20 protein-coding genes are annotated in these 25,341 nt (G+C 61.9%); 14 read left to right on the forward strand and 6 right to left on the reverse strand.

Annotated elements, in window-relative coordinates; genetic code table 11:
• Positions 1-27: 27 nt before the first annotated feature.
• Positions 28-1,371: an Nramp family divalent metal transporter gene (locus AB4Z16_RS09730; RefSeq protein WP_441511124.1), complete on the reverse strand. Its 1,344-nt coding sequence runs from the start codon at positions 1,369-1,371 to the stop codon at positions 28-30.
• Positions 1,372-1,556: 185 nt separating this feature from the next.
• On the opposite strand from AB4Z16_RS09730, the gene AB4Z16_RS09735 reads away from it, so the two are divergent.
• The 7 genes from AB4Z16_RS09735 to AB4Z16_RS09765 all read left to right on the forward strand — a co-directional run bounded on the left by AB4Z16_RS09735 (position 1,557) and on the right by AB4Z16_RS09765 (position 7,688).
• Complete coding sequence (locus tag AB4Z16_RS09735) at positions 1,557-2,939, forward strand: dipeptidase (RefSeq protein WP_441511125.1); 1,383 nt, start codon at positions 1,557-1,559, stop codon at positions 2,937-2,939.
• Complete coding sequence (locus AB4Z16_RS09740; protein ID WP_441511126.1) at positions 2,936-3,517, forward strand: LOG family protein; 582 nt, start codon at positions 2,936-2,938, stop codon at positions 3,515-3,517. Before AB4Z16_RS09735 ends, AB4Z16_RS09740 begins: the two co-directional genes overlap by 4 nt.
• 159 nt (positions 3,518-3,676) lie before the next feature.
• The gene (locus AB4Z16_RS09745; RefSeq protein ID WP_441511127.1) at positions 3,677-4,078 is read left to right on the forward strand and encodes a hypothetical protein; all 402 of its coding nucleotides are present in this window, start codon (positions 3,677-3,679) and stop codon (positions 4,076-4,078) included.
• On the forward strand, positions 4,044-4,568 hold the full coding sequence (locus AB4Z16_RS09750) for a terminase large subunit domain-containing protein (RefSeq protein ID WP_441511128.1): 525 nt from the start codon (positions 4,044-4,046) through the stop codon (positions 4,566-4,568). Before AB4Z16_RS09745 ends, AB4Z16_RS09750 begins: the two co-directional genes overlap by 35 nt.
• A 209-nt stretch (positions 4,569-4,777) precedes the next feature.
• The gene (locus AB4Z16_RS09755; protein ID WP_441511129.1) at positions 4,778-5,683 is read left to right on the forward strand and encodes an ABC-three component system protein; all 906 of its coding nucleotides are present in this window, start codon (positions 4,778-4,780) and stop codon (positions 5,681-5,683) included.
• Complete coding sequence (locus AB4Z16_RS09760; protein WP_441511130.1) at positions 5,680-5,928, forward strand: ABC-three component system middle component 6; 249 nt, start codon at positions 5,680-5,682, stop codon at positions 5,926-5,928. Before AB4Z16_RS09755 ends, AB4Z16_RS09760 begins: the two co-directional genes overlap by 4 nt.
• On the forward strand, positions 5,928-7,688 hold the full coding sequence (locus tag AB4Z16_RS09765) for an ABC-three component system protein (protein ID WP_441511131.1): 1,761 nt from the start codon (positions 5,928-5,930) through the stop codon (positions 7,686-7,688). The genes AB4Z16_RS09760 and AB4Z16_RS09765 overlap by 1 nt, the downstream gene beginning before the upstream one ends.
• A gap of 38 nt (positions 7,689-7,726) precedes the next feature.
• Here the strand turns inward: AB4Z16_RS09765 and AB4Z16_RS09770 are convergent, their stop codons facing one another.
• Positions 7,727-9,649, reverse strand: a complete 1,923-nt coding sequence (locus AB4Z16_RS09770; RefSeq protein WP_441511132.1) for an AAA family ATPase — start codon at positions 9,647-9,649, stop codon at positions 7,727-7,729.
• Between the two features lie 203 nt (positions 9,650-9,852).
• Here AB4Z16_RS09770 and AB4Z16_RS09775 point away from each other — a divergent pair, with 203 nt between their 5' ends.
• Positions 9,853-10,062: a hypothetical protein gene (locus tag AB4Z16_RS09775; RefSeq protein WP_441511133.1), complete on the forward strand. Its 210-nt coding sequence runs from the start codon at positions 9,853-9,855 to the stop codon at positions 10,060-10,062.
• Positions 10,063-10,127: 65 nt separating this feature from the next.
• Here the strand turns inward: AB4Z16_RS09775 and AB4Z16_RS09780 are convergent, their stop codons facing one another.
• Positions 10,128-10,769 (reverse strand): hypothetical protein, encoded by a 642-nt coding sequence (locus AB4Z16_RS09780; protein WP_441511134.1) that lies wholly within the window; start codon positions 10,767-10,769, stop codon positions 10,128-10,130.
• A gap of 1,250 nt (positions 10,770-12,019) precedes the next feature.
• On the opposite strand from AB4Z16_RS09780, the gene AB4Z16_RS09785 reads away from it, so the two are divergent.
• Positions 12,020-12,856 carry a hypothetical protein gene (locus AB4Z16_RS09785; RefSeq protein ID WP_441511135.1) on the forward strand — a complete coding sequence of 279 codons (837 nt, stop codon included), beginning with the start codon at positions 12,020-12,022 and terminating at the stop codon, positions 12,854-12,856.
• A gap of 20 nt (positions 12,857-12,876) precedes the next feature.
• Here AB4Z16_RS09785 and AB4Z16_RS09790 read toward each other — a convergent pair whose 3' ends face one another.
• Entirely contained in the window at positions 12,877-13,965 is a 1,089-nt protein-coding gene (locus AB4Z16_RS09790; RefSeq protein WP_441511136.1) for a helix-turn-helix transcriptional regulator, read from the reverse strand.
• A 137-nt stretch (positions 13,966-14,102) separates the two neighbouring features.
• Between AB4Z16_RS09790 and AB4Z16_RS09795 the strand changes: the two genes are divergently transcribed.
• Positions 14,103-15,431 carry an aminotransferase class I/II-fold pyridoxal phosphate-dependent enzyme gene (locus tag AB4Z16_RS09795; RefSeq protein ID WP_441511137.1) on the forward strand — a complete coding sequence of 443 codons (1,329 nt, stop codon included), beginning with the start codon at positions 14,103-14,105 and terminating at the stop codon, positions 15,429-15,431.
• 21 nt (positions 15,432-15,452) lie between these two features.
• Here AB4Z16_RS09795 and AB4Z16_RS09800 read toward each other — a convergent pair whose 3' ends face one another.
• Both AB4Z16_RS09800 and AB4Z16_RS09805 read right to left on the reverse strand, forming a co-directional pair.
• A complete protein-coding gene (locus tag AB4Z16_RS09800) occupies positions 15,453-18,836 on the reverse strand; it encodes a PIN domain-containing protein (protein WP_441511138.1) in 3,384 nt (1,127 codons plus the stop codon).
• Positions 18,837-19,012: 176 nt separating this feature from the next.
• Positions 19,013-19,474, reverse strand: a complete 462-nt coding sequence (locus tag AB4Z16_RS09805; RefSeq protein WP_441511139.1) for a hypothetical protein — start codon at positions 19,472-19,474, stop codon at positions 19,013-19,015.
• Positions 19,475-21,022: 1,548 nt separating this feature from the next.
• On the opposite strand from AB4Z16_RS09805, the gene AB4Z16_RS09810 reads away from it, so the two are divergent.
• The 4 genes from AB4Z16_RS09810 to AB4Z16_RS09825 are packed head-to-tail and all read left to right on the forward strand — an operon-like array spanning position 21,023 to position 25,269.
• A complete protein-coding gene (locus tag AB4Z16_RS09810; RefSeq protein ID WP_441511140.1) occupies positions 21,023-21,232 on the forward strand; it encodes a hypothetical protein in 210 nt (69 codons plus the stop codon).
• On the forward strand, positions 21,229-21,939 hold the full coding sequence (locus AB4Z16_RS09815) for a hypothetical protein (protein WP_441511141.1): 711 nt from the start codon (positions 21,229-21,231) through the stop codon (positions 21,937-21,939). Before AB4Z16_RS09810 ends, AB4Z16_RS09815 begins: the two co-directional genes overlap by 4 nt.
• Positions 21,936-24,200, forward strand: coding sequence for a hypothetical protein (locus AB4Z16_RS09820; protein WP_441511142.1), 2,265 nt, complete (start codon positions 21,936-21,938; stop codon positions 24,198-24,200). The genes AB4Z16_RS09815 and AB4Z16_RS09820 overlap by 4 nt, the downstream gene beginning before the upstream one ends.
• Positions 24,193-25,269, forward strand: a complete 1,077-nt coding sequence (locus AB4Z16_RS09825) for a TniB family NTP-binding protein (RefSeq protein WP_441511143.1) — start codon at positions 24,193-24,195, stop codon at positions 25,267-25,269. Before AB4Z16_RS09820 ends, AB4Z16_RS09825 begins: the two co-directional genes overlap by 8 nt.
• Positions 25,270-25,341: the final 72 nt, after the last annotated feature.

Below are 25,341 nucleotides of genomic sequence, written 5' to 3' on the forward strand. Positions count from 1 at the left end.
TTCTTTATCGGAACGCTGTCGCCGCCGTCACGCCCCGGTCGCGAGATCGAACAGCAGCTTGAGGTTCAGCAGGATGATGATCGCGGCGATGAAGCCCGCTGTCAGGCTGAGCCAGCGCGGCGCCACCAGAGCGCCCATCTTGCCCTTCGATGCGGTGAACATGACCAGCGGCACCACCGCGAAAGGCAGCTGCAGGCTGAGGACGACCTGGCTCAGGATGAGCAGTTTCGCCGTCTGGCTCTCGCCATAGATCAGCGTGACCGCGATCGCCGGAACGATCGCGACGAGGCGCGTCACCAGCCGCCGCATCCAGGCGGGCAGGCGGATGCGCAGGAAGCCTTCCATCACGATCTGCCCGGCCATGGTCGCAGTCACGGTCGAGTTGAGGCCGCAGCAGAGCAGGGCGATGGCGAAGAGCGATGGCGCGATCGAGGCGCCGAGCAGCGGCTGCAGGAGTTCCTGCGCCTTGCCGAGCTCGGCGACGTCGTGATGGCCGGCCTTATAGAAGGTCGCCGCGGCGAGGATCAGGATGGACGCGTTGATCAGCAGCGCGAAGCAGAGCGCCACGGTGGAGTCGATCGTCGCGAACTTCAGTGCCTCGCGCTTCTCAGGCAGTGTGTGGCCATAGGCGCGGGTCTGCACGATACCGGAGTGCAGGTAGAGATTATGCGGCATGACCGTCGCGCCGATGATGCCGAGCGCGATGTAGAGCATGTTCGGGTTGGTCACGATCTCGGTCGTCGGCGCAAAGCCGCGGATCACTTCGCCCCAGTTCGGATCGGCGAGCGCGATCTGGATGCCGAAGCACAGCGCGATGACGCCGAGCAACGTGATGATGAAGGCCTCGATCCACCGGAATCCGCGCGTCTGCAGCCATAAGATGATGAAGACGTCGAAGGCGGTGATCAGAACGCCGATCTCGAGCGGGATGCCGAAGAGGAGGTTGAGGCCGATCGCGGTGCCGATCACTTCTGCGAGGTCGGTCGCGCAGATCGCGAGCTCGGCCAGCAGCCAGAGCGGCCAGGCCATGTAGGGCGGATAGGCGTCGCGGCAGGCCTGGGCGAGGTCGCGGCCGGTGGCGATGGCGAGCCGCGCGCAGAGCGACTGCAGGATGATCGCCATCAGGTTCGAGACCAGGGCGACGACCAGCAGCGTGTAGCCGAATTGGGCGCCGCCGGCGAGCGAGGTTGCCCAGTTGCCGGGGTCCATATAGCCGACGGCGACGAGATAACCCGGACCGAAGAAGGCCAGGAACTTTCGCCAGGTCGAGGAGGTCGGCGTCACCTTGATGGTGCGAAAAACATCCGTCAGGGAGGGCTCGCCCCGCGATCGTAGCCAGATCGACGAGGATTCCGGGGCGCCTTGCGACATGATCTGACCTTGCTGCGACTTGTTTGCAATAAGAAGTAGCCGCCGTTCCGCATGCTGTCAATGCAGTTGCGAAGCGTTGTCAATTAGAGCTGCGATCGGGCCGGGCGGCAATGCACGATTGTGGGCTGACGCCGGTTTGGGCTCTTGCCATGATGGCGTCACCTGAATCGCTTCCGATGGCTGCCATGACCAAGCTCCCCGCTATTCTCGACCGTCTCGACGCCGGGCTCGACGCTTCCCTCGAACGCCTGTCTTCCTGGCTCGAAATCCCTTCGATCGGCACCGATCCGGCGTTCAATGCGCAGACACGCGCCGCTGCCGAATGGCTGAGGGCCGATCTTGAATCTCTCGGCTTCAAGGCGGAATTGCGCGAGACCGGCGGACACCCCGTCGTCCTCGCCCATCGGCCGAAGCCGGGCGCGCCGCATGCGCTGTTCTATGGGCATTATGACGTGCAGCCGGTCGACCCGCTGAGCCTGTGGGACACCGACCCGTTCAAGCCGACCGTGCGCGAGCTGGAGCCCGGCCGCAAGGTCATCTCGGCTCGCGGCGCCTGCGACGACAAGGGGCAGGTGATGACCTTCATCGAGGCCGTGCGCGCGATGCTGGCTGAGACCGGCGACCTACCGATCGGGCTGACGATCCTGGTCGAGGGCGAGGAGGAATCCGGCTCGGTCAACCTTCCCGGCTACATCAAGGCCAATGCTGCCGAGCTGAAGGCCGACTACGCGCTGGTCTGCGACACCGGCATGTGGGACCGCGAGACGCCTCTGATCACCTCGACCCTGCGCGGCATGGTCTATCAGGAGGTGACGCTGACGGCTGCCGATCGCGATCTGCATTCCGGCCTGTTCGGCGGCGCGGCCTGCAACCCGATCCATGTGCTGACGAAGATCCTCGGCGAGCTGCACGACGAGAACGGCCGCATCACAGTTCCCGGCTTCTACGAAGGCGTGCATGAGCCGACCAATGCCCAGAAGGCGGAGTGGGCCGATCTCAACCTGACGGAGAAGGAGTTCCTCGGGCAGGTTGGGCTGAAGCATTCCATCGGTGAGAAGGGGCGCATGCTGATCGAGCAGATCCAGTCGCGCCCGACCTGTGACGTCAACGGCATCTGGGGCGGCTATTCCGGCGAGGGCAGCAAGACCGTCATTCCCGGAAAAGCCTCGGCCAAGGTCTCCTTCCGCCTCGTCGGCGATCAGGATCCGGCCAAGATCGCCGAAGCCTTCCGTCAGTTCGTCCGCGACCGGCTGCCGGAGGATGTCTCCGCAGAGTTCATCAGCCATTCCGGCTCGCCGGCGCTGGCGGTCCCGACGGATTCGCCGGTGCTTCAGAAGGCGCGCACGGCACTCGCCGATGAATGGGGTGGGCGCGTGGTCTCGATCGGCAGCGGTGGCTCGATCCCGGTCGGTGGCGATTTCAAGCGGACGCTCGGCATCGATACCCTCTTCGTCGGCTTCGGCCTCGACGACGACCGAGTGCACTCGCCGAACGAAAAGTACGACATGTCCTCCTTCCACAAGGGCCAGCGTTCCTGGGCCCGTATCTTGCAGGCTCTTGGTACATGAGATCGGTTTGTGTCTTCTGCGGTTCCAATCCCGGCATTGATCCCGTCTATGCGGCGGGAGCCCGGGCCATGGGCGGCGAGATCGCCCGGCGCGGTCTGACGCTGGTCTATGGCGGCGGTGCCGTCGGGCTGATGGGCATTGTCGCCAACGCGGCGTTGGAAGCGGGCGGCCAGGTTCACGGTGTCATTCCCAAGGCGTTGAAGGACAAGGAGGTCGGCCATATCGGGCTGACCTGGCTCGAGGTGGTCGACACCATGCACACCCGCAAGGCGCGGATGGCCGAGCTCTCGGACGGCTTCATCGCCATGCCCGGCGGCATCGGCACCTTCGAGGAGCTGTTCGAGATCTGGACCTGGGGGCAGCTCGGTATCCATGCCAAGCCGCTCGGCCTGCTGAACGTTGCGGGTTTCTACGATCCGCTGGCGACCTTCCTCGACCAGACCGTCGAGGCTGGTTTCCTGAAGCAGAGCCATCGCGCCATGGCGATGACCGATACCGAGCCGGCGACGCTGCTGGACCGGATGGGGAACTACGTTCCGGCCGCGACCTACAAATGGATCGAGAAGGAACAAGCCTGACTTTTTCTCGCAGTTTGCGCCTCCAGGTTGTAGGAATATTATCTTGACAACGTGACGCTGATCGTGTAGAGATCAGGAACGCTCACGAAATCTGCCCGAACGAAGCCGCCGCGCCCTCAGCCGGCGGCTTTTTCGTGCCCGTCATCCGGGAAGGGACGCATGGCCGAAGACGACAGCATGGAAACATTGCCACCGCCCGCCGCACCGAAGCGAAAACGCCAGCCGGTCTCCCGGAGAGCGGTGGTGGGCCAGCTCTGGCACGCCGCCAAGCGCCAGCTCGATTCACATGAGCAGCATCTCGCCGATCTGCCGAAGGGGGCACCGGCGAGCGAGGCCGACGCCAAGGCACTGGCGACGCTGGCGCGGACCGTGCGCGAGCTGGTCGCGATCGAAGAGCCGCAGACCGCGAAAAGGGATAAGCAGCCTGATGAACTCTCTGCTGCGGACGGTCTGCGACATGTCGCACAGCTCCGTCAGGAGCTTGCTCGACGTCTTGAAGCACTTGCCGCCGAAGAGGCGGGTGAGGGTGCTCAAGAAGCTGGTGGAGACGGCCCCATCTGAGATTGTCGAGACCGTGATGGCGGAGTGGACGATCTGGGCGCGGCCGGACCAGTTGCCGCCCCAACCTGCGAAGCCGATCTGGCTCGTCCTCGGCGGACGCGGCGCCGGCAAGACCCGCACCGGCGCCGAATGGGTCAAGGGCATGGCACTGGGCCATCCGCCCTTCGCAGAGATACGGACCGGGCGCATCGCCCTGATCGGCGAGACCCAGGGTCAGGTGCGCGACGTGATGATCGAGGGTGTCTCCGGCCTGCTCGCAATCCACACGCGCTGGGAGCGGCCGATCTGGCAGCCCTCGCTGCGCCGCCTGCAATGGCCAAACGGCGCGATCGCGCAGGTCTTCTCCGCGGAAGACCCGGAAGGGCTGCGCGGGCCGCAATTCGGCGCGGCCTGGTCCGACGAAATGGCGAAATGGCCGAACCTTCAGGAGTGCTGGGACATGCTGCAATTCGGGCTTCGCCTCGGCGATCACCCTCGGCAGGTCATGTGATCTCACCCATAACCTGCGCGTTTAGCCCATAAGCTGCTCGTTCCCCCGGTGATCGATATCAGGATCGAATCCCGTGAGAAGGGTCGATCGCGGGCTTCTCATCACTTTGGCGACTGTTGCTTGCGGAAGTTGTGCCGCTGGGGAACTCCCAATAGCTTGCTTCCTGCTTGTCTTGGGGAGGCGAAGTGTCGAAACGACTTTGGAAGCCGATGCTGGATTTGAAGCTCCGCTCGTCGGACGGCAAATCCTTCCAGGACTTCGTCGCGGATTTCTTCAGCAGGCTATATCCCGGGGACTTCATTCGGGTGCGAGTCCACGGAAACCGCGGCGACGGCGGCATGGACGGGTTTCGTCCGAGCGACGGAACTCTCTACCAGTGCTATGGAGCGCGAGAGGGATCCGTAGAGCGGATCGACAGTGTCTGCGACAAGATGAAGGCGGACTTCGAGACCGCTCGATTGAGCACTCCTGCCATGAAGCGGTGGCTCTTCACGCACAATCTGACAGACGTGCCGCGTCCGTTGGTGGACGCCTACCTCGAAGTGCGGGCAGCGGGCGAATCCCACGGGATCGAGGTGGGGCTTCTGGGTCCGCAGATGTTCCGGCAATTGCTGGACGCCCTGAAGGAAGATGACCTTGAGGACCTGATCGGCATTCGCGTCTACAGCGCCAATGCGGTCGAGCGCCTCCCGGAGACCGTGAACCTGATCATCAAGCGGGTAATCGAAGAGATCGATGCCGCTCCACCCCGTGATCGTCGACAGGGGAAGCCGCCCGTCGAGAAGTTCGATTACAATGATATTCCCTCACGCTGGAGGGACAACCTGACGCGCTATCTTCTGCATGCCCCCATGGTGGAGGGAATCCTTGGATCCTTCCCCGACGGAAACGCCCCGCTCGTGCTGCCGGATTTCATGCGCTTGCGTTACGTGGCCCTCAAAGCGGAGGGGTTTGACGCCGGAGGAATCCTGAAGCATCTGCACGAGGAACTCGCCGGGTACGTCAACGAGTATGACGGCCGCTATGAAGCCGCCATGGCTGTCCTCGCCTCGATGTTCGAGTCCTGTGTGATCTTCGAGGACAAGCTCGCGGTGGCTGCGGAGTCGGTACAGTGATACTACCCAGCAAGTTCCTTCCGGCGGACCGGTCTCTGGTATTCATCGGCGGCGAAGCCCTGGTCGTCATCAAGGACGGGCCACGCTCGGTGACCGAGGTCTGGGAGGGAGTGCGGGCCCGTCGCAAGTTCGCCGGGAAGAGCCTGACCTTCGACTGGTTCACGCTCGCCCTAACATACCTCTTCGCGACGGGGGTGGTCGAACTGCGGGACGGGCTTCTCGCGATCGCGGGGCGGTCCCGGTAATGATCCACGGCATCGGCAGTTCGATCGGCACCTTTCGCACGCTCGCGTTCAGCCCCGGGCTGAATGTCCTGCTGGCCGACCAGCACACCAGTTCGTCTTCGAAGGACAGCCGCAACAGCTTGGGGAAATCCAGCGTGGTGGAGATCGTCCATTTCCTGCTCGGCAGCCGCATGGACGGCGATTCCGTCTTCAAGGCGGATGCGCTCAAGAATGCGTCGTTCTGGGGCGAGTTCACGTTCGGAGGCGCGCGCCTGCGCGTTGAGCGAAAGGTCAACGACCGCGACAAGGTGTTCGTGAAGTTCGCATCCGAACCGATCGTTCCGCTGCGTGCCGAGGGTGATCTGTTCGCTCCCCACGTCAGCGTAAAGGATTGGACCGCCTGGCTGGGAAACGTCTGCTTCAAGCTTCCGTTGACGGTAGAGGGCACCGTCTTCGAGCAGGGCGGGCCGACGTTTCGCTCGTTGTTCGGCTACTTCGCCCGTCGCCGCGGCGACAATGGCTTCAATAGTCCGTCGAAATACGCGAGCGCCATCCCGGATGCCGAGGGTCATCTCGCCCTGTCCTACCTGTTTGGTCTCGATTGGACGATCTCGCGGGATTTCGAGCGCCGGAAGCTGGCTCGGAAGGACCTCCAGGCGGAATCGAGACTTGCCTCCGCACGCGATCCGAAACTCGGAACGCTCGCCGCGGCTACGGCCGAACTCGTGCTCGCCGAGCAGCGGGCCGAACGCATTCGGACGGAGCTCGAGGGCTTCGAGGTCGAGGCCCATTACGACGACCTGGTGGAGGAGGCGGCGGCTGCCAAACGCGCAGCGGATCGGCTGAGCAGGTCGGCGATCGAGGTCCGGAACGTGATCGACCACATCGAGGCGAGCCTTGCTGCCGAAACCGCACCGGGCATCGAGGCCGTCGAGATGCTTTACGCCGAGGTCGGCATACAGCTTCCCGACAGCGTCCGCAGGGGGTTCGAGGAGGTTCGCGAGTTTCACGAGGCGGTCATCTCGAACCGCAGGACGCATCTCGCGATGGAGCTGGAGCGAAGCCGCAACCAACTCGCCGTCCTGGAGACCGAGCGTCGGACCAGCACGTCGCGCAGAACCGAAATCCTGAGGGACCTGTCCGGCAAGGGCGCATTCGCGGATCTCGCGGACATCCAACGGCGCCTGGCGGATGCCGAGCAACGCGTCAGCCAGCTCAGGGCGCAGAAGGATACCCTGCAACGCCTCGAGGCCGACAAGGCGGGTCAGAAGATCGAGCGCATCGCGCTGAAGCAGCGGCTCGATCAAGATTTGGAGGTCCGCCTGTCCGCGGTGAGTGCGGCGGTGCTGGCGGTGAACGAGGCGCTCATTGCGCTTTACGGGCCGGAGCGGCCGAAATCCCTCCGTATCGAGGCCACGGAATCCGGCCCGAAATTCATCGTCTCGGTTGCGGGCGACCGAAGCGGTGGCATCTCCAACATGGAGATCTTCGCGATGGACTACGCCCTGTTCAAGGTGACATCGGCGACTCTCGGCGGGCCGGGGTTCCTGATCCACGACAGCCACCTGTTCGATGGCGTCGATGCGCGACAGGTTGCCGCCGCCATCGAGATTGCGGGGTCGTTCGCCGAGGCCCACGGCCGGCAATACCTCGTGACGATGAACAGCGACAAGTTCGACGCGCTTCCGTTCCCGGAAACCTTCGACGCCCGGTCGCACGTGCTGCCGGTCGTTCTGAAGGATACGCCGAAGGGTGGCCTTTTCGGCTTCCGGTTCGAGTGAGTTGGTCGAGCCGGACCGTTGAATGTGACGGATAGGATTCATTCGGAGGCTTTCTTGACCAACGCGGAGATTGCCTTGGCGGAGCGGTTCGGCCGATCTCTGGGGCCATGGGCCGTGAGGAGCTCCTCGATCAACTCGCTGGAAACGCGGCCCCTGGCGCCCAGTTCGCCGACGATGACGTCGAAGGCCTCCCGACGCTCCGCGATCAGCTCGGTCGCCCATTCCATGCAATCGTCGAGGATGGAATCGACCCGCTTCCGGAGCGCCGGGTCCCATCGAAGCCAGGTCAGGATGTCCTCGGAGTTCTGTGCCGACAGATATGCAAGACTCTCTCCCAGGCCGAGCGAAACCTCCGTGGCGGCTGCCATGATGGTGGCGCGATGGAGGTCCGTGTCATCCGCTCCACCCCCTCCGTCTCCGATCTCGCCGAGCACGACGCTCTCCGCTGCGAGTCCTGCGAGGAAGGTGGTGATCCTCGACAGATGGGATTGGAGCGTCCGGTCGTGACCGTGGTCGAGCGAGAACGTCGTCCGCCCTCCGGAGCCGTTGGCGGCGATCTCGCGGAAGACCACGACCTCGCGAGGCGCACTTCCGGTGTCGTGCCGCAACAGATGCCCGACGAGCGCGTGACCGGCCTCGTGGATGCAAGCCCGTCGGTACGAAGCCGCGGACAGGGGTTGCCGAGCCGGAATGCTGGCGAGGAGGTCGTCGAGCACGATTGGTCTCCGCGCGGATCGGGCTTGCCTGCGCGCGTCGCGGACCTGCTGTTCGATGACCGCGCCGGATGCGCCTTCCAGCCGTGTTGCGATGTCCGAGAGGTCGGTGTCGGCGAGCGAGTCGCCAAGATGGTAACGCAGGATGCCCTCGCGAGCGGTCGCGTCGGGTAGGGGGATGACGATGATCTTGTCGAGACGGCCCGGCCGAAGGATCGCAGGATCGATTTTGGAAGGGAGGTTGGTCGCTCCGATGACCACGACGCCTTCTCTTCCCGCGATCCCATCAAGGCACTCGAGGAACCCATTGATCACCTGACGAGTGTATTGCTCGTGCTGGTCGCTGGCCCCGTTGCGCGTGCCGAACGCATCGAGTTCGTCTAGGAACATGATGCAGGGCGCGTCCCGCCGAGCGTCGTTGAACGCCGACCGCATGGCCTTCAATAGATCTCCCAGATGACCTTGGGCTTGCCAATGGAAAAGCGAGTGGACGTGGAGCGGCACGTTGCATGTTCGTGCCAATGCCCGCGCGTAGGTCGTCTTCCCGGTCCCGGACGGGCCAGCAAGCAGCGCTCCGCGATCAACGTCCGCCCAAGCGATGTGGCCCGACCGGTAGTCATCGAGGTCCGCAGCGAGACGCTGCCCCCAATCCGAAGCCTCACCCAGCCCGTGCAGGTCGGCTAGGGTGGGGCCATCTGAAACCTGCGGCGGCTTTGCTGCCTCGCTCCGGGTTGCGATCAGCTTCTTCAACATGCGGATTGAAGAATTGGGGCTTCGCCCACGCCTGATCGCAATGCCCAGCAGATGAAGCGGAGCCGCGACGGCCTCGGAGATCGCATCGGATGATGGCGCCGAACCTGTCAATGCGCGGAAGACGGCCTTCAATGCGCGGTCGTCGATCGGGTTCGTCTGGACGATGGCGTCCGCAGCTTGGCGAAAGAGCATCGGCATGTCGTCGATCTCGGCGGCGAACCCGAACACGCGGTTGTTCGCCGAGAGGACATGACGCAGCGATGCATCCGCCTTTTTGGAACCTCCGGGATTCTCGGCATCCCAGTGGACGATTTCGTAGGCATTGTCCCGACGGCGATTATAGGGCGACTTGAAGATATCTCTCGCTGCCTCCGCGAAGATTTTGCCGTCCTCCGGGTCAACCAGGAACCCGATGATGCAAGGCAGTCCTCGAAGGGCGTGATGCAGGTCGGAGCGTCGCAAGGCACGCACGATTTCGATCTGCGCCAGAACCATGGCGGCATCAGGCGATCGCTTTGAACGAGCCTCCCCGACGATGGAGTGCTTCCGGCCAATCACGAAAGCCTCCTACCGATGAGAGGAGACGGGAGCGGCCGTCCGAGGGCGTAAAAGCGTGTCAGTGACCGCGCATATCCCAGATTGGGCGCGAGAAACCACACACCCGACGTCACGCCGGGCTGCCCGTCGGGGATCTTGGGATGGCCGAGCATCGTCCCCGCGAGGCAGGCCTCGGGGCGACGCGCGAGGCTCCAATCGTGGAGCGCGGGAGCATCCGCGAGCGTGGCATCATCGGGGTGCTCACCGCGTCGGATGCATTCAAGATCCCGAACGAGGCTTCGCAGGCGCTCGATATCGGTCGCAATGTCCGCGAACGGACGCCGGTCGTTGAAGGGATACAGCATGGTTGAACTCCATGGAGCCGATCCCACGTTGGGGATCGGCGGCAGGGTCTGCCGGGCAAAGAGGAGGGTAATCAGCCGCGAAAGCGGGAGACGCGAGTATCCGGACCGATCCGGGCTTCGTCGAGATCGATATCCAGGAACCGCCGGAGGACCAGCGAGGCGATCACCGCTATCGCATCACTGCCGCACCGAACCGCCTGCATGCAGTGAGCGAGCGGCAGCGGACCCTGGTCATCGATCAAGGTGAGCAGTCGGATGCGGTCACCGAGCGGTGCGCGGAATCGCGCGTACCGCAGCAGATCGTGGGCATTCTCGAAACGGAAGCCCTCACGAAGTTCCGTGACGCGCCGATACTCGTACTGATGGCCCGCTTTCCGAGCGGCGCCGGCCGCCCAGTCAGGAAGATGGATGGCGCCATCCTCGCCAACGTCGGCGAGCGTCGTGCCGTTCGCTCTCGTCACCGAGAAATCCGGCACATGCCGTTGTCCTTCGTGTTCCAACACCAGGGGAAGACAGGACCAGGAAACGACAGATGGGTCGACGTCCAAAAGACACCCGAGATCGCGGGCAGTCTGTGAACGAAACAACGGCTGGCCGACGCATCGAACGGTGCCGCGCGGCGAGAATGAATGGCTCGATGCCGTATTGCGTACGACGGCCAGCGGATCGCGACCGGTCGCGGCACCATCCGCGAAGTGACTGATGAAGGACATGGATACGCTCGTCCCGGAGCGGATGCCGTGGGCATCCGCGTTGACCGATCAAGGGCGGGGTCGGGAGCGATTAGCGTATGAGCGACGGACGCACAGCGACGGTGCGCATCAGGCGCTGACCCGCGAAGTTGAAGGGAAGGGCGTTCGTCATGACTTGAACAAATGAAGAACAAGATACCGCTTGTCAAGCGGGTCATCTCGACGAGGGAGGATGCCTCGTAGAGCGTGTAGCCTCCTCGGGAGAGCGGTGATCGGTGTCCGCAGGCGCTTGCGGCTCTACCTGCGCGTCCTACGCGATCAGCCAGCCGGTCAGGCGGCTTTGGGTATCAGTGGAGCCAACCCAAGAGGGAAATAGATGGCGTCACCCCGCAGGGTGATGTCGGCTGGTTAGGAGCGGGCCAAATTAGCTCTCGGCGACGCACTCTGAGACACGGCCCATCAAATGAGGACTGCACTACTTGTCGCGACCGTCATCGCAGCGATGTTGCCGATGAAAGCGTTCTCCGCGGAATCTCTCTGGTCGGCGCAAGGCTTCATGGAAGGGTGCCAATCCCTCGACGTCATGCTGAAAACCGACTTGACGGGCCTGTCAGCTTCGACGCGGCTTTCAGTGCAGGGCTCTGTTACGGCGTCATGCAAGCCATAGCATCTACGATCAGTCGAGATGTGGCCTGTCTGCCCGTCGGAAGCTCAACTCCAGATCACATCGCTGCGCTGGTCAAATTCATAGATCAGTACCGAATTTTGCTGGGCCTTGACCAATCAAGCCCAAGCAACATCGCAATCCAGGGGCTTGTCGTCGAATACCCGTGCTAGATCTCTAAAATATAAGTTGATGGACCGCCTCATAGGGGAAGAACTCATGATTAAAGCCGGGCTTTTAATCGCATCGGTCACGATTTGCCTCGCAGGCGCAGCCGAAGCGCAGCCCTACTCCGAATATAATCGAATTATAGGAAATTGGATAAATACGGATAACATGTCTCCCGGCAGGAGCAGGTCATTCACGATCGACAACCGAAGCCGTGTCTCTACCAGCAATGGAAGTCTGCAAGGTCGGGTTCGAGAAACCACCAGCTACGGTGCAAATTTTATGTTCGAGGGTGAGTTTTCTGGTGGAAATTATATGTGCGCATATGATGTCTTGTTCGCCAGAGATTTCAGTGAAGCTCAATTTCGCCTTGTTAGGAACTTCCCCAAAGAGGCCCCGTGCCCCGACGGAACTTTCAAGCGTGGCGTGAACTGAAACAATGAATAGGCAATCAATTTTGAGAATTATTGGTTATTGTAGCGTATTCGCTTTAACGGCAATATCCAATCCCGTTTGCGCGCAAGAGATCGAATTTCCAAAAATGGTTGGGTCTTGGTACAATGAGGCAAATTTCTTCCAGATCGATATTTTGCCAAACAGAAATGTTGTCGCCTATACTAGAGGATCGCTGTTGGGGCGCGTCTCAGAAACTGCAAAAGCGGGAGCAAATTTTAGTTTCGAGAGTGAAAGCCGATCCTGTTCATATAATGTCACGTTCATAAACGAATCGAAGGCTGGCTTCCGATTAGTCGAGCCCACTTCCTCTAAGGATTGTCCCGGATCTTCTCTGTATACAAAAATGTCACCCGAACAGAAAGATCCGCCTTCCCAGCCATTTCCGCCCAAACAACCGCACGCCAGCCAGGGCGCAAAAAATAAGCTAACCGACCTTGGTGAGGGCAACTACGTTGGACAAGTCACGATAGACATCAAAAATCGTGATTTAGTAGGTATAGGGTTCTTAATGTGCGGCGTCCGCAAGGGTGAGATCATTCTCGTATGCGTATTCGACGAATCCCCGCTAAGCGAAAAGGTGGAGAGAGGCCAAAGCAAGGAAATAGCAGTTTTTAAGAATGACTACAGCTATTTGGAGTTTGAATTGTCTCCCGACAATGAGGGTTTTACTGGCACTTTTCGCTCTGTGCGTTTTCCAGGAAAGGAGAAATCAGGAACATCCTCGCTGAGGTATTCTAGCGCAAAAAAAGGTTTAATAAATATTCAATTGCTCACTCGCGACGATACGAGTATTTCAGGAACGTTGGTCGTGGAAAAATAGATTGAATTATTGATCTCAGATTATGCAGATATACTCGCGAGCCGCCTGATGAAATCAACTTGTGAACGGCACCCGGTCTTCGCAAGAACGCTCTTAATCTGACTGCGGACCGTCTCTCGGCTAACAGTTCGGGAGACCGCGATCTCGTCGGCCGTCTGACCCGCAAGCATGCCATTGGCAATAGCTGCCTCCGTTCTGGTTAGATCGTAGAGCTCGCAGAGAAGCGACGCCTCAATCCGTAAGCTTCGATCCGCAGTGCTTACGACAAGCATCGCCTGCGCACGCGAGAAGATGTCCAACGCCTGCCGTCGGATAGGCAACACATGGATGATGAAGGCGGGCCGGTCATCACGGTTTGGAACCGCGATCGAACGGGTGTCGCCAAGGCGATCCTGCGCGAGCTCCGACAGCGCCTTCTGAAGCAAGGCGTTCGCTTGATCGTCATCGAGCGCGATCTTGTCCCTGGCGCGGATCACGACCTGCCCGAAAAGCGTCTCGAAGCTTGAATTGGTCGCCAGCACGCCTCCCCTGGCATCGATCAGTGCCGCAGGAGATCCAGCCTGCTCGAATGACGCGAGACTGGCCTGAGCGCGCTGCATCTGGAGCTTCGAAGCCAGGACCGCGGCCCTGGCCAGATGAGGTCGTATTCCGTCCAGGACCTCGACCTCGCGACGGGATACGGGTCCAAGCTCCAGCTTGCGCTCTAGGGTGAACACGATGTTCTCGCCGGACGACGCACGGACATGGGTGGCAGTTCCCCAGCCATAGCCCTCAGGTCGAAGGAAGTCCGTGTACATCGGAGCCGTTTCCAGCTCTTCTTCGGAGAAGATGTCGTAATCGGTGATGAAACCCGTCCCGCCATGCGCCAGCAAGCCTGCCATGCGCGAGTTCCGGTTCATCCAGCCTTGTTCCATGAAGCGATTGAATACCGGCTCGAATTCCTTGCAGGTCACCCAGTTGGTGCCGAGATTGGAATGGGCGAAGAGGAGCCCTCCAGTGCAGCCGGCGATCTGGGCCAGGCGAGCAATGGCAGTAGGCCAGACCTCTGGCACCGCGGCGGCCTCGTAGAGCATCGCCACCGCATCGCCGAATTCATCCGCATCCAGCATTCATCGCCACCCCAAGCCGCCTTCCGCTGATGGGGCACCACGAGAACTTCGTCAATCGTCACCCAGCGGGGTGATGCGCGCGAGCATGACCTAACGGCGATGTAGGCATTGGTTCCGATCGTCCTGCCGAGTGGTGAATGACTCAGTATATGTCCCGCGATGTTCGGTCTTCCTCAATCCCCGATCACATCGACGGTAGTCGGACAAATCTGATCTCACGGTGGAGCGCACTCGGACGTTGGTTCGTTGAACGTGGGGACGTTGGACTCGATCCGTATCAGAAGGTTTCCTCAGGGCGAATAGGGCCTGAGGTGAAGGGTTTTCTCCGGGATGGCGTTCTGTTCGCTGGGGTCAACTTCGCGAGCCAGGACTATCTCTCCCTGGCCAGCCATCCTTCCATTGTTCGATCCGCTGCGGAAGCGATCGATCGCTTCGGTGTCCATAGCGCCGGTTCTGCGGCCTTGATGGGGAATACGACCCTATCGGTGGCCCTGGAGGAGCGTCTCGCCCGCTTTCTCGGATACGAGATTTGCACGCTGTTCCCTATCGGCTGGGCTGCGGGCTACGGTATCATCAAGACGCTGGTCCGCGAGACCGATCACGTCGTCATCGATGTCCTCGCCCACGCCTGTCTTCAGGAGGGTGCCCGAGCCGCAACGGCCAACGTCAGTCGGTTCCCGCATCTGTCGACCGACGCTGTCGAGAAGCGTCTGAAGCGGATTCGGGATAGCGACCCGCGGGCCGGTATCCTCGTGGTGACCGAAACCCTGTTCTCCATGGACAGCGATATCCCGGATATCGCAGCCCTTCAGGCTCTCTGTCGTCGCTACGACGCGACGTTACTTGTCGATTGTGCCCATGACCTCGGAGCACTCGGCGAACGCGGGCTCGGCGTCCTTCACGCTCAGGACATGGTCGGCAAGGTCGACATCCTGATGGGCTCGTTCTCGAAGACCTTCGCCTCGCCCGGGGGGTTCGTCGCCTGCAACGATCTTGGCCTGAAGTTCGCCTTGCGGTCGAGCTGCGGACCCTCGACCTTCACCAATGCGATGACGCCGATCCAGGCAGCCGTCATCGACGCGGCGCTTTCGATCATCGACAGTCAGGAAGGCGATGAGCGCCGGGCGCGCCTACTCGCAAACACGATGCTGCTCCGTGACGGACTTGCGGCCGAAGGCTTCATGGTCATGGGGCGGCCGAGTGCGATCGTGCCCGTCGTTCTCGGCAATGCTTCGATCTCACGGCTCATGACGAAATACGCGGCCGATGAAGGCGGGATCGTGAATCTGGTCGAGTTCCCTGCCGTCGCCCGGAACGCCTGCCGATGGCGCATGCAGGTGATGGCCGATCATACTAAAAGCCATATCCGGTCGATGGTCGATATCGCTCTAGCGGCTCGGCAAAGCGCAAACGAGTACGAGCGAGCTTTGGAGGCGAGCGAATGCATTCCAGTGGGTGAAAATTAGGAAGCCAACAGTCGTGAGCGCTCACCCTCGGCGCGCTCGCGCCTTCTTTCGAGGACGGCGGGGCTTGGTTTGCAACGACACGGTGGCGGCATTCCCCGCCACCGGTCTCGGCCAGGGCAGAAAGTGTCCCTTCGCCCAGCCCACAACATAGGGCTTGGTAGCCGGAGCCTTTGCGGTGACGAGGTCGAGGATTTCGAAAGTCTCACCAGGGCGATGGCGAACGAGGCACTCGAGAAGTCTGCCCGTGGCCGCTTGGTCTCGGATATTCGGATTGTGCCGCCTCCACACCTTGGTGAGGAACTCGATGCTCACTTGCAGATGAGAGATTATCTCGGCGTACTTGGTGCCGATGTGATCAACGACAGCGTTGAAGCGGCCTTCCTCACCTGACCAGTGAGCGAGAAGCAATACGTTGGCGTCGATGGCCAGATGCGAATGCCCTCGGCGCGCAAGCCCAGCGACGAGCTCGGCATATCGTCCGACAGTGATCAGCCCCTTGCCGGCGGCGTACAGAAAAACCGCCTGAAGCCACGCCGTCTTCACGGGAAATGTTTGAGCCGCGATCTTTCTATAGCCAAGTTCCTCACAGAGCAGCAGCCAACCGCGCTCGCTCGCCAGGAACAATGGATCGAGGACCTGCTTATCGAAAGCCTCCAGTATAACTCGAGCGAGATTGGGTAGTTCGCCCGGCGCTGCGACCGGAAGAATCTCACAATATTCGCCCAAGGTATTCTGCTTAGTTTCGATATCCCGCTCGAACGCCTCAATGTCCTCGCGAAGCTCCTGATGAAGGAAATACTGCCCGTCCCGGTAGCCCATGCGGCCCTGCCCATCGGCGCCGACATTCGGCTTCAGGCTGGCGAGGTCGTCAGCCACTGACCGTGGAACCGCAAGTTGAGGGAAAATGAGCTTCAAGACATCGAGTGCATTGAGGTCGGCCGCCGTCCAGAAAGTGAACGTGTCGAGGACCGCACCTTTCGCCTGCGCGATATTCTCGAATGCTGCGTGGCGTTCCTCCAGATTTCCGAACGATGCATAGACGGTGCCTCCCGAAGCTCTCACCGTTGCCGCGAACGCCATCGTATGGCGCCATCCCTGGGCGATGAACGCCATTGGCAATGACTTGTCAGCGTAGGTCTTCAGAAGCTGCTCGACATGCTCGCCCTGACGTTTAACCACGTCGAGGAGTTCCGAGATATCGTTGCCGGAGGTCAGGATGCGGCGCAAGCCGGGATGTCCCGGGAAGCGGCGGTTGAAGTTCTCCAAGGCATCGTGCAGCGCGTGGAGATAGCGGTGCTTGATCGCGAGAATACGCCCCTTATGGACCATTCCCAGGGCCCCTGCGGCCACGTACTCGTCACCGACGGCCTTCCCCAACAGAGCCTGAACCAGCGGGTTGGACGGCGAATAGACGTTGTCGGCTGGGCGGTCGTCTCCTCGTTCGATCAATAGCTCGTGCTTCTCGCCGACCTCGTTGTCGACCAGCACCCAGCAGCCGATGTCCACCTTCGTCGGCTGCGGTATCTCGGGTGACTTGCCCGTACCGATGATCAGGCCGATATAGCGGAGATGGAAATCGGGCAGGTTCGGGTTCGCCCGCAGCATCTCATAGCCGAGGGCAAGGGCTTCCGCGTCACGACCGACATGGAGCAAGGCACGCGAGAACCCCATCCGCTGATCGGCGGTTCCCTGAACATTGCCGGACGACAGCCCTTCCATGAGCCTGAAGATCTCTTGGGATTTCCCCGCTCGTTCGTAGGTTTGGAAGAGACACAAGATCGCCCAGAGATCGCTTGGCGATTGCAGGTGCCGGGCGCGAAAGCAGCGTTCCGCATCCTCGAGGCTGCCGCGCTGAAAGTGGAGAATGCCTTCGCACGACTGGTAATGCTCGAGCTCGCGGATCGCCGGAGGAAGCTCGTGGAAAAATTCGATCCCGCGCTGGGTGGGAGGATGCATGTGCGCGAACGCCCGCGCGAGCATCCGAAGTTCATCGTTGTCGATATCACTCGAGACGTGTCCGTCCAGCATCGCCACGACGACCTGCTCGTCGTCACGCCGTGAGGCATAATCGGCAATCATGCTCCGGCCGGAGATGTGGGTTTCGTCCGTGACCGCGGAGATGGCATTGCCGTAGGCTTCCAGCTCTTCCGCGAGCATCCCAAGGTCTCGGGCGGATTTCGCGAGCAGAATCGATGACCGGCCGTTTCCGACGGCCTTGTCGATCATTTGCCGCAACTGCTCTTGGGCGTTTGGCGGGCGGTCGTTGAGGAGGCGGGCGCTTTCGAGCAACGTCCTGAAGGGCGCCCGCTCGCTTTCGGGCAATCCCTGAATCAGCTCTGGGTCCACCTTGGCAAGGTATTCCCAGTCGCCCGTGCGCGCGGCGATCTGACATTTGATTTGGACGGCCTCTCCCTGATCGGGGAGCTTGTCGAACGTGGATTTTGCTCGCTGCGCATCGCCGCTCTCGAATGAAACGAGCGCGAGCCGAACCAGTAACGGCTCATCTGCCGGAGCGTATCGGAGTCCGGCTTCGATCGTCGCGATGGCGGCCGGCGAGTCTCCGGCCAAGTGTTGCGCCAGGCCGAGGTTGCCGCAGAGCGCTAGGTGGTCGGGGCGGTCGGGCGCTTCGGATTCCTCGACCCGCTTCCAGCCTTTGGCGAGTACGTCCCGAGCCTTCGCGACATCCTCGCGCATTGCCGCGGTCAGTTTCCATGCCCCCAGGTTGCTCTCTCTCGCGATCCTATCGAGCGTGGCCTCGGCGGCATGCTGTGCCAGCGCATCGTCATCCGGAAAGGTCGATGATGCGCTATGGGCCAGTTCCCACCATTCGGTCGTCTCATTCCGGCTTCTCTTGAAGTCGATAAGCCCGGTCAGGACGATTTTCGTCTCGTGGAGCGGAGCCGGGATGAAGGCAAGCGGATCGGAGACACCGGAAAGGAATTGGGCCGCCTGGATTAGATAGAAGGCCAGTGTGTCATTGTCCGGCGATTTCTCGAGTTCCGCGCGAGCCAGGTCGAAGGCAGCTTGGTGATTTCGCCGAAGGGCCAGCGCCAGTACCTTGTTGGCGACCGCTTTCGGATCGTCGGGGGCGAACGCGACGGCCTCGTCGAGCATGTCTGCCGCCGCGTCCTCATGTCCGAGGCCGAGTAGGCAATGGCCCATGTTGGCCTTGATCCGAAAACGGATCCGGTCCGATGTTGCCGGTTCAAGCTTCTCGAAAAGAGCCTCGAAAACAGCGAGAGCTGCTCGCGGTTTTCCCCGAAGGAGGGTATCGCGGCACCCGTCGATCGTGACGTCGAGGTGCCTTTCGAGTGCGGAGGCGATGGCTGTCGTGGCGTCCGTGGTCAATGCCACTACGCATTGATCGCGTTGCAGCAGCGCCTGGAGCATTGCCTGGTTGGCCAAGGCAACTTCTTGGATTCGCCGAGTTTGCTCAGCAACGGCTCGAAGCTCGCCGCCATCGCATTCTACGGTGAGATTGAAGACGTTGTTTCCGCCCGCCGTCGCATCAATGGCGATGACGGGGGAGTCTCGATCCTTATTCGGTTCCGGCGCGCGATCCGGACCGTCGAGCGCGCCGACTATTTTCCCGGCTCTTTCCCGCCATCCATCTTCACGCCCTCGAGCGTGAAATTGCCGGCTGTCTTGGCCTTTACGACCACCTCGCGGGCCCCTTGGATATCCTTCAGCAGCGCGTCGCCGCCGACGTCGAGGTCGAGACCGATCCGGGCGTGAACGACTTCTTTCGCGGTCTTGTCAGCAGCCAACGCTTCGATCAGGGCACGCATAAGAGGCTCAAGTTCGATTGCCTCTTGCGGTTCAAGTTCACTGCCCATGTGACGATCGAGATCGCGCTGCCCTTCCTCGCGGGTCGCTTCGCTCTCCAGCTTGGCGATCGCGTTCGACGCGCGCTGTCCGAACAGCGATCCGACCTTCTCCTTCAACTTGCCGTAGGCTTCCTTGGTGATCTCCTCGACCAGCGCGTTGCCACACGCAGTGGCGCCGGCGAGAAGCAGCGTCGCGATAGTGATCGGGTCGGCCATTCATCATCCTCTGGTCGGAAGGGCAGCGGAAACTCACGCGAATATAACGTGAACAGAGCTACATTGCAGTGCCAGGTCCGTTTCCGTCCACAACGGTCCGATCCGCCGCGCGATACCTCTTCCCGGAGAGGCATGAAAAATGAACTTGACGTCGCGTCTTGTTCATTGTTTGTTCTCGCCATGCACGAGCATATCGCCTTCAGCCGTCGGAATGAGCGCCCAGCGCTCTTCGCGGCCGTGCGCCCGTCGAGCTTCCACATAGCCATACGCTGATCTCGTTCCATCCGAGATGTCGAACGCGGACGCGGGACATGACCGGTCCGCTGTAGGACAGGCGTATCCATGCTCCAAGTTCAGTCCATCGGGCCGGAAATCTCCGGATTTCACTCTTCCAGAGGTATTGGCGGCCTGCGGCGGGTTGACGCAGGTGAGGGCGGTTTGGTCCGACCCTCCGACCAGTCTTCGTCGGCTTCCGGCGAGGTGGCTGCGCCCGTCGTCGTCGCGAGACGGGTGGGAAGCGGAACCTTGAACCCACGGTGCGGACGGCGCGGCGTCGATCCTGGGATTCATCCGAAGGATTCGCATGCCCCGGCCGCCGCCCCGGGGAGGGCACCCCGATGACCGGATTGCCGTCGAAACGTCGGAGAGGGAGCGGGGCGTGCTCGCGGCTCGAATCCCGATCTTGTCGTCGTCCTCCTCCGGGATTCAATTCCCGCCTCCAAGGATTCCCGGGAGGGCGTCCTTGCGTCGGTTCGATCGCTCGAACGGTGGGGGCGGGCGCCTGTCAACAATTGCCGGATGAAATGTTGACAGGGGGGCGAAGGGGCCGGTCGCCAGCCGGCCTTGCGAATCCCATGAGTTGGAGCGCGGGTCATCGCCCGGCGGTCGACGCTCGGCCGCCCTCGCGCGTCTTCTCGGCGCCAGGCGTCGTGCTCCGGCAAGAGAGTTCGGCCGTGATCGCAGGGCGCCGATTTGAGCGACTTACGGAGGCAACGTCGGGCTGGCGAGCTTGCCCGGAGCCCGGGGATACGCTTCCCTTCGCGTCGTCATCGCTGCTGAACGCCCGTCAGAGCATCCAGAATGCGCGAAGGAGGTGCACATCGCAAAACGGATCGAGCCCGGACGAGTGTAGAAGCACCCGACCGAGCCCGATCACAACCGCAAAGCGGAGCATCGTTCCGACAGGGCCAAGGTCAGAAAGCCAACCCTTGCCGGACGAGAAGAAAAACGCTTGCCCGTTTTTACAATGGAGCCAGGTGACGGGAACCGTCGGCTTGGGCACCACCGATTTCGTGACGTTCTTCCGGAACTCCCGAAAACGCAAGGGCTTTTGCGCGCCCTCGTCGACGAAGCAGTGGCCTCGCCATTTTACCGGGTCCCCCGCACCGCTCGAAGCGGTCCCGAGGCGACCGATAGGACTTCCCTGACCGGACGCGCCGGAGCGCGTTCCGCTCCCGACGAGAGCAACCTGCGGATCCGTCCGCCGGAACGATCCCTTGCGTCCAACGGCTAGCGAGGCCGTCCGACGCCGACCGAAGCGAAGCAACCATGAACAGCCATAACGCTGCGATCCCGCAGCACATTATTACTGACGACGGACCGGACTTTCTGACCCCCGAAGGCAAGAGCCTCATCGTGCGGGCGGTCATGGACGCGCTCACCAGGACGGTGGTTTCAGTGGGAATCCGCGAAACCAAGACGATCTCCGACGGGCGCCCACGACGCTGCCGACGCCAGAGCGCGGGAGGTAGGCAATGACGCGCCGCCGCCCAGCCTCACCGCGGATCGAAAAGCCTGGTCTCGGCCTGCGCAGAACCGACATCCCCCACCGCAACCGAACACCCGATCCCGCTCACATGAAGCCCGAGGGACGTTGGACCACGCCTGGGACCTTCACCTCGTATCGCTCGGGGATGACGGTCCACTACTGGAATGACGTCCAGCTCGATTTCCTCACGCTGATGGAAGTCGACCCGCGCGTTCAACGAATGCGGGCACGGCCGGAACCGGTCCGCTGGCATGACGGCCGAGCGTGGCAGGATCACTTTCCCTCCTTCGAGATCGTTCTCGACGACGGTCCCCTGCTCGTCGAGGTGGATCCGTCGGCCGGGAAGAGCAAGGCGGAGGTCGCGGATAGCCTGCGCCCGGTCCGCCGGGCCGCCAAGCTTGCCGGGCGTCGGATGGTGGTGTTCGGTCGACTTCATATCCGGATCGAACCCCGCCTTGGGAATGCGCAGGTCGTCTGCCAATGCGCAGGTGGCAGCGTGCCCGAGGCAGATCGCGTCGACGTTCTCCAAAATCTCACGGGCGGCAGCCGGGAAACCGTCGACACGCTCGCTGCGCGCACGGGCCTCTCCTATGGGCGCTGCCTGGCCGCGGCGATGAACCTGGTCTGGCGTCGGATCGTCAGCATGGAGAATGGCCGCCCCGTCGGCCCCGACACGATTATCTGGAGGGTGTCATGACGAACCTGTATTTGCCGAGCGGTACCTGCCTCACCCTCGACGGTCTCGCCGTCACCGTCGATGCCGTCTCGCTAGAGCCGCGAGGGCACTGGGTTCGACCCGTCGACGCTCCGGGCAACCCGACGGAACCCTTTGTGCTCCGCGGCTCCGAGGTTCCCGGGAAGCTGACGGACGGCTCGCTGGTGATCGGCCCGACGACGGCGCACGCCCCCGTCGTGGAGGTGGCAAAATACGAAGGGATGCACGTCGCCACCGCTAGAAAGGAAGGGGATGCTGCCCTTGCAGTCGGAAGGCTCAAGCTGGTGGAGGCGTTCGAGGACACTTCGGAAGCCTCCCGGCGGAATGGATCGTCGGCTTCCGCCACATGGTCGGAGATCGCCGCCGCTCTCGAGCTTCCCAATGGAATAAAGATTCCGAGCACCTCGACGGTTCGGCGCCATCGCCGGATTTACAAGCGTTCCGGTCGCAACCAGGCCTCGCTGCTGCCGCGCGACAGGTTCAAGGGGAACCGCGATCGTCGCAAGCCGGATTTCGTAGTCGATGCCATCGAGACAGCCATCGACCAAGACTACACCGGAAAGGGTTCCGTTCCCGAGGTGGTCGATACGGCTATCGGCCTTGCGAGGTCGATGCTGCCGGCCGACCTGAGTGTTTACACCCGCAGGCGGCAAATCATCGGCACCGATGAATACGAGACCGTCTCGATGATCCCGCGATGCGAGGACGACTCGATCGACTGGGCGAGGCTCGTCACCGCCAACTTCGTGCGTAGATCGATCGCCCGAAGGACCGCCATCGAGCGCGCCTGCATGATTCATGGCGCCGAGGACGGAAAGGAGATGTTCGCCGTGACCGGGCAGGGGCCTCAGTCGAGGCGGCTCCTCCACCGAGCGGAAATCGATAACTTTCGTCTCGGCCTGTTCATCGTGGATGCCGTCAAACGCCTGCCGCTCGGCTTTCCGTGGGTCACGGTCCTCCTCGACACGGCCAGCCGGGCAGTTATCGGTCTGCACATCGGTTTCCTTCCACCCAGCGGCGAGACCGTGGCGCAGTGCCTGAAGCACGCGGTCATGCCGAAGGACCTTTCGTGGACGGGGAAGCGGCCGGACGGCACTCCGGTCCTCACCCACGGGTGGCCAATGTTCGGCCGACCTTTCTTGATCCCGTGTGATCTCGGGTCCGACTTCATCAGCGGCCAGATGCGGGATGCATGCTTCCGCTTGGGAATGAACTTGCTTCCGCTCATTCCGGGGGCGCCGAAGCTCAAGGGCAAGGTCGAGCGTTTCATCAGGACGCTGAAACACGGCAAGGTCGGTCGCGTCCTTGGCCTCGTTCCGGCTCTGAAGACCCTGCCCGACGACAGGACCATGGTGCTCACGCTCGATGAGCTCCGCCTGATCCTCACCTATTGGATCGTCGAGATTTACCACCAAAAGCGGCATGAAGCCCTCGGCAAGTCTCCGGCGCAAGCCTGGGAAGACCTGGCGGCCAAGATGCCCGTGATCCCACCGCCCAGTCCGAAGGACATGCAGCTCTGCGTCGGCCATTGGGACACCCGGACGATCGATGACCAGGGTATCCGGATCAACGGCCTGAAATACAACTCCCCCGGCCTCGGTGCGCTTCGGAAGATGCTCGCCAAGGATCAGGACGAGGGGCGCCTGCGCGACGTCGACGTGAAATTCGACGACGCGGACATCAGCGTTGTCAACGCCATCGTCGAGGACCCCGAGAGAAAGGGCAACACCATCGCCGTCGAGGCTTGGTGCACGCAACCGGACTACGCCGACGGCAACCTCACGCTCCACCAACACCTCGTCATCAAGGAATACGCGAAGGAGAAGGCACCCATGGGTCGCATCACCGTGAACCAGCTCATCGACGCGCGCCTCGAACTCAACGCCATCACCGATCGAATTCTGGGAGATCGCAAGGCGAGCGGCGGACACGTGAAGGTCGCGCGATACCTGGGTGTCGGTCAGAAGCGCCTGACCGAATTCAACGAGTCCTATGACGGGGATGCGTCGCAGCGTCTCCTCGACCTCCGGGAAGAGGAGGTCGAGGAGACGCGAGCGCCCAGCGAAGGTCCGAAGCTCGGCAAGCCTGACAGAGAGTCCGAAGGCCAGAAGGCCGAAGCTTCGCCGGGCAATGTTGGTCGCGCGGACGACATGTTAATGACTACCGAGGAATTGGGAACCCGTGTCCTGGCCGAAGCAAATGCACCGCGCGGGCGTCGCAAACTCGGGGCGATCGATGGGTGACGCGCATGAGTTCGGTCCGACCCCGCTTCCTCCCGCTGTGGTCGGACTTCTTGAAAAAGGCGATATCCCGGTCAAACCCAGAGAGCTGGGGTATCTGGCGCGCGTCGTCATCCCGCACCATCACTTCAAACAGGGGTTGGGCAGTCTTGCCCGGATTCACCAGGGGTTCGATCCGCATCTGGACGCGGAGGCGGGGTTCCTCCTGCTGAGGGGGCGTGAGAGAGCCGGCAAATCCCACCTCCTGAAATTTTTCAGGCGACAGTTCCCCACGCGGAAAGGGGAAGGGGGGCGGATCCGACCGGTGCTCTACGTTCGGGCACCTGCGCAGGGCGGCTCGTATGCCTTGTTGAGGGAAATCCTCAAAGCCTTGAAGGTTCAGGTGATCGGCAGTCGCAAAGTGTTCGAGCTAATCGACGACGTGGGACGTCACCTCCGAGAGCAGAGGGTGGAGTTGCTGATCCTCGACGAGTTCCAGCACGTCGTCGATCGCAAGACCGACAATTATTCCTATGCGGCCGCCGACGTCCTGAAGAACTTTCTCAGCATGAACGCCTGCCAGTTCGTCTTCGCCGGTCTGGACATCTCGCTCGAGGCGCTGGCGGTGAACCTGCAATTCGACGGGCGAAAAGCCGACGAGTTCGAGATGCGAAGATATGACTGGCTCTCGGAGTCCGAACAGGCCCACTACCTGGACTATTTGGCCGAGTTGGCCGATCAGACGGTGTCCCTTGGTATGTTTTCGATCCGTCCGCCACTGGACGGCGATGACCTCGGTAGGCGCATCAACTACGCTACCTATGGTCTGGTCGGATTGACCTCACGTCTGGTGCGCCGTGCGGCGGACATCGCGCTGCGTTCGGAGGCGGCGACGATTACGATCGAGCACTTCCGGAAAGCATTCGAGGTGCTCAAGCGCGTGGGGGTGACGGTGAACCCCTTCGTTGGCGAATTTCGCGTGCCCAACGGGTACGGCGCCGAGGAGCTGCTCACCACCGGTTCGGATGAGTCGGAGCCGACAAGCCTTTCAAAGCGCAAGAGCCGCCTGCCGCGCCCGAGTTTCTCAAGATGACCGTCACACCGAGGAAAAGGAAGCCATTTAAGCCAACGTCGGCAAGGGCGGCGCGACTCTGGCCATACCCCC

Source organism: Allobosea sp. TAF32, from assembly GCF_052113585.1.
Lineage (GTDB): Bacteria > Pseudomonadota > Alphaproteobacteria > Rhizobiales > Beijerinckiaceae > Allobosea.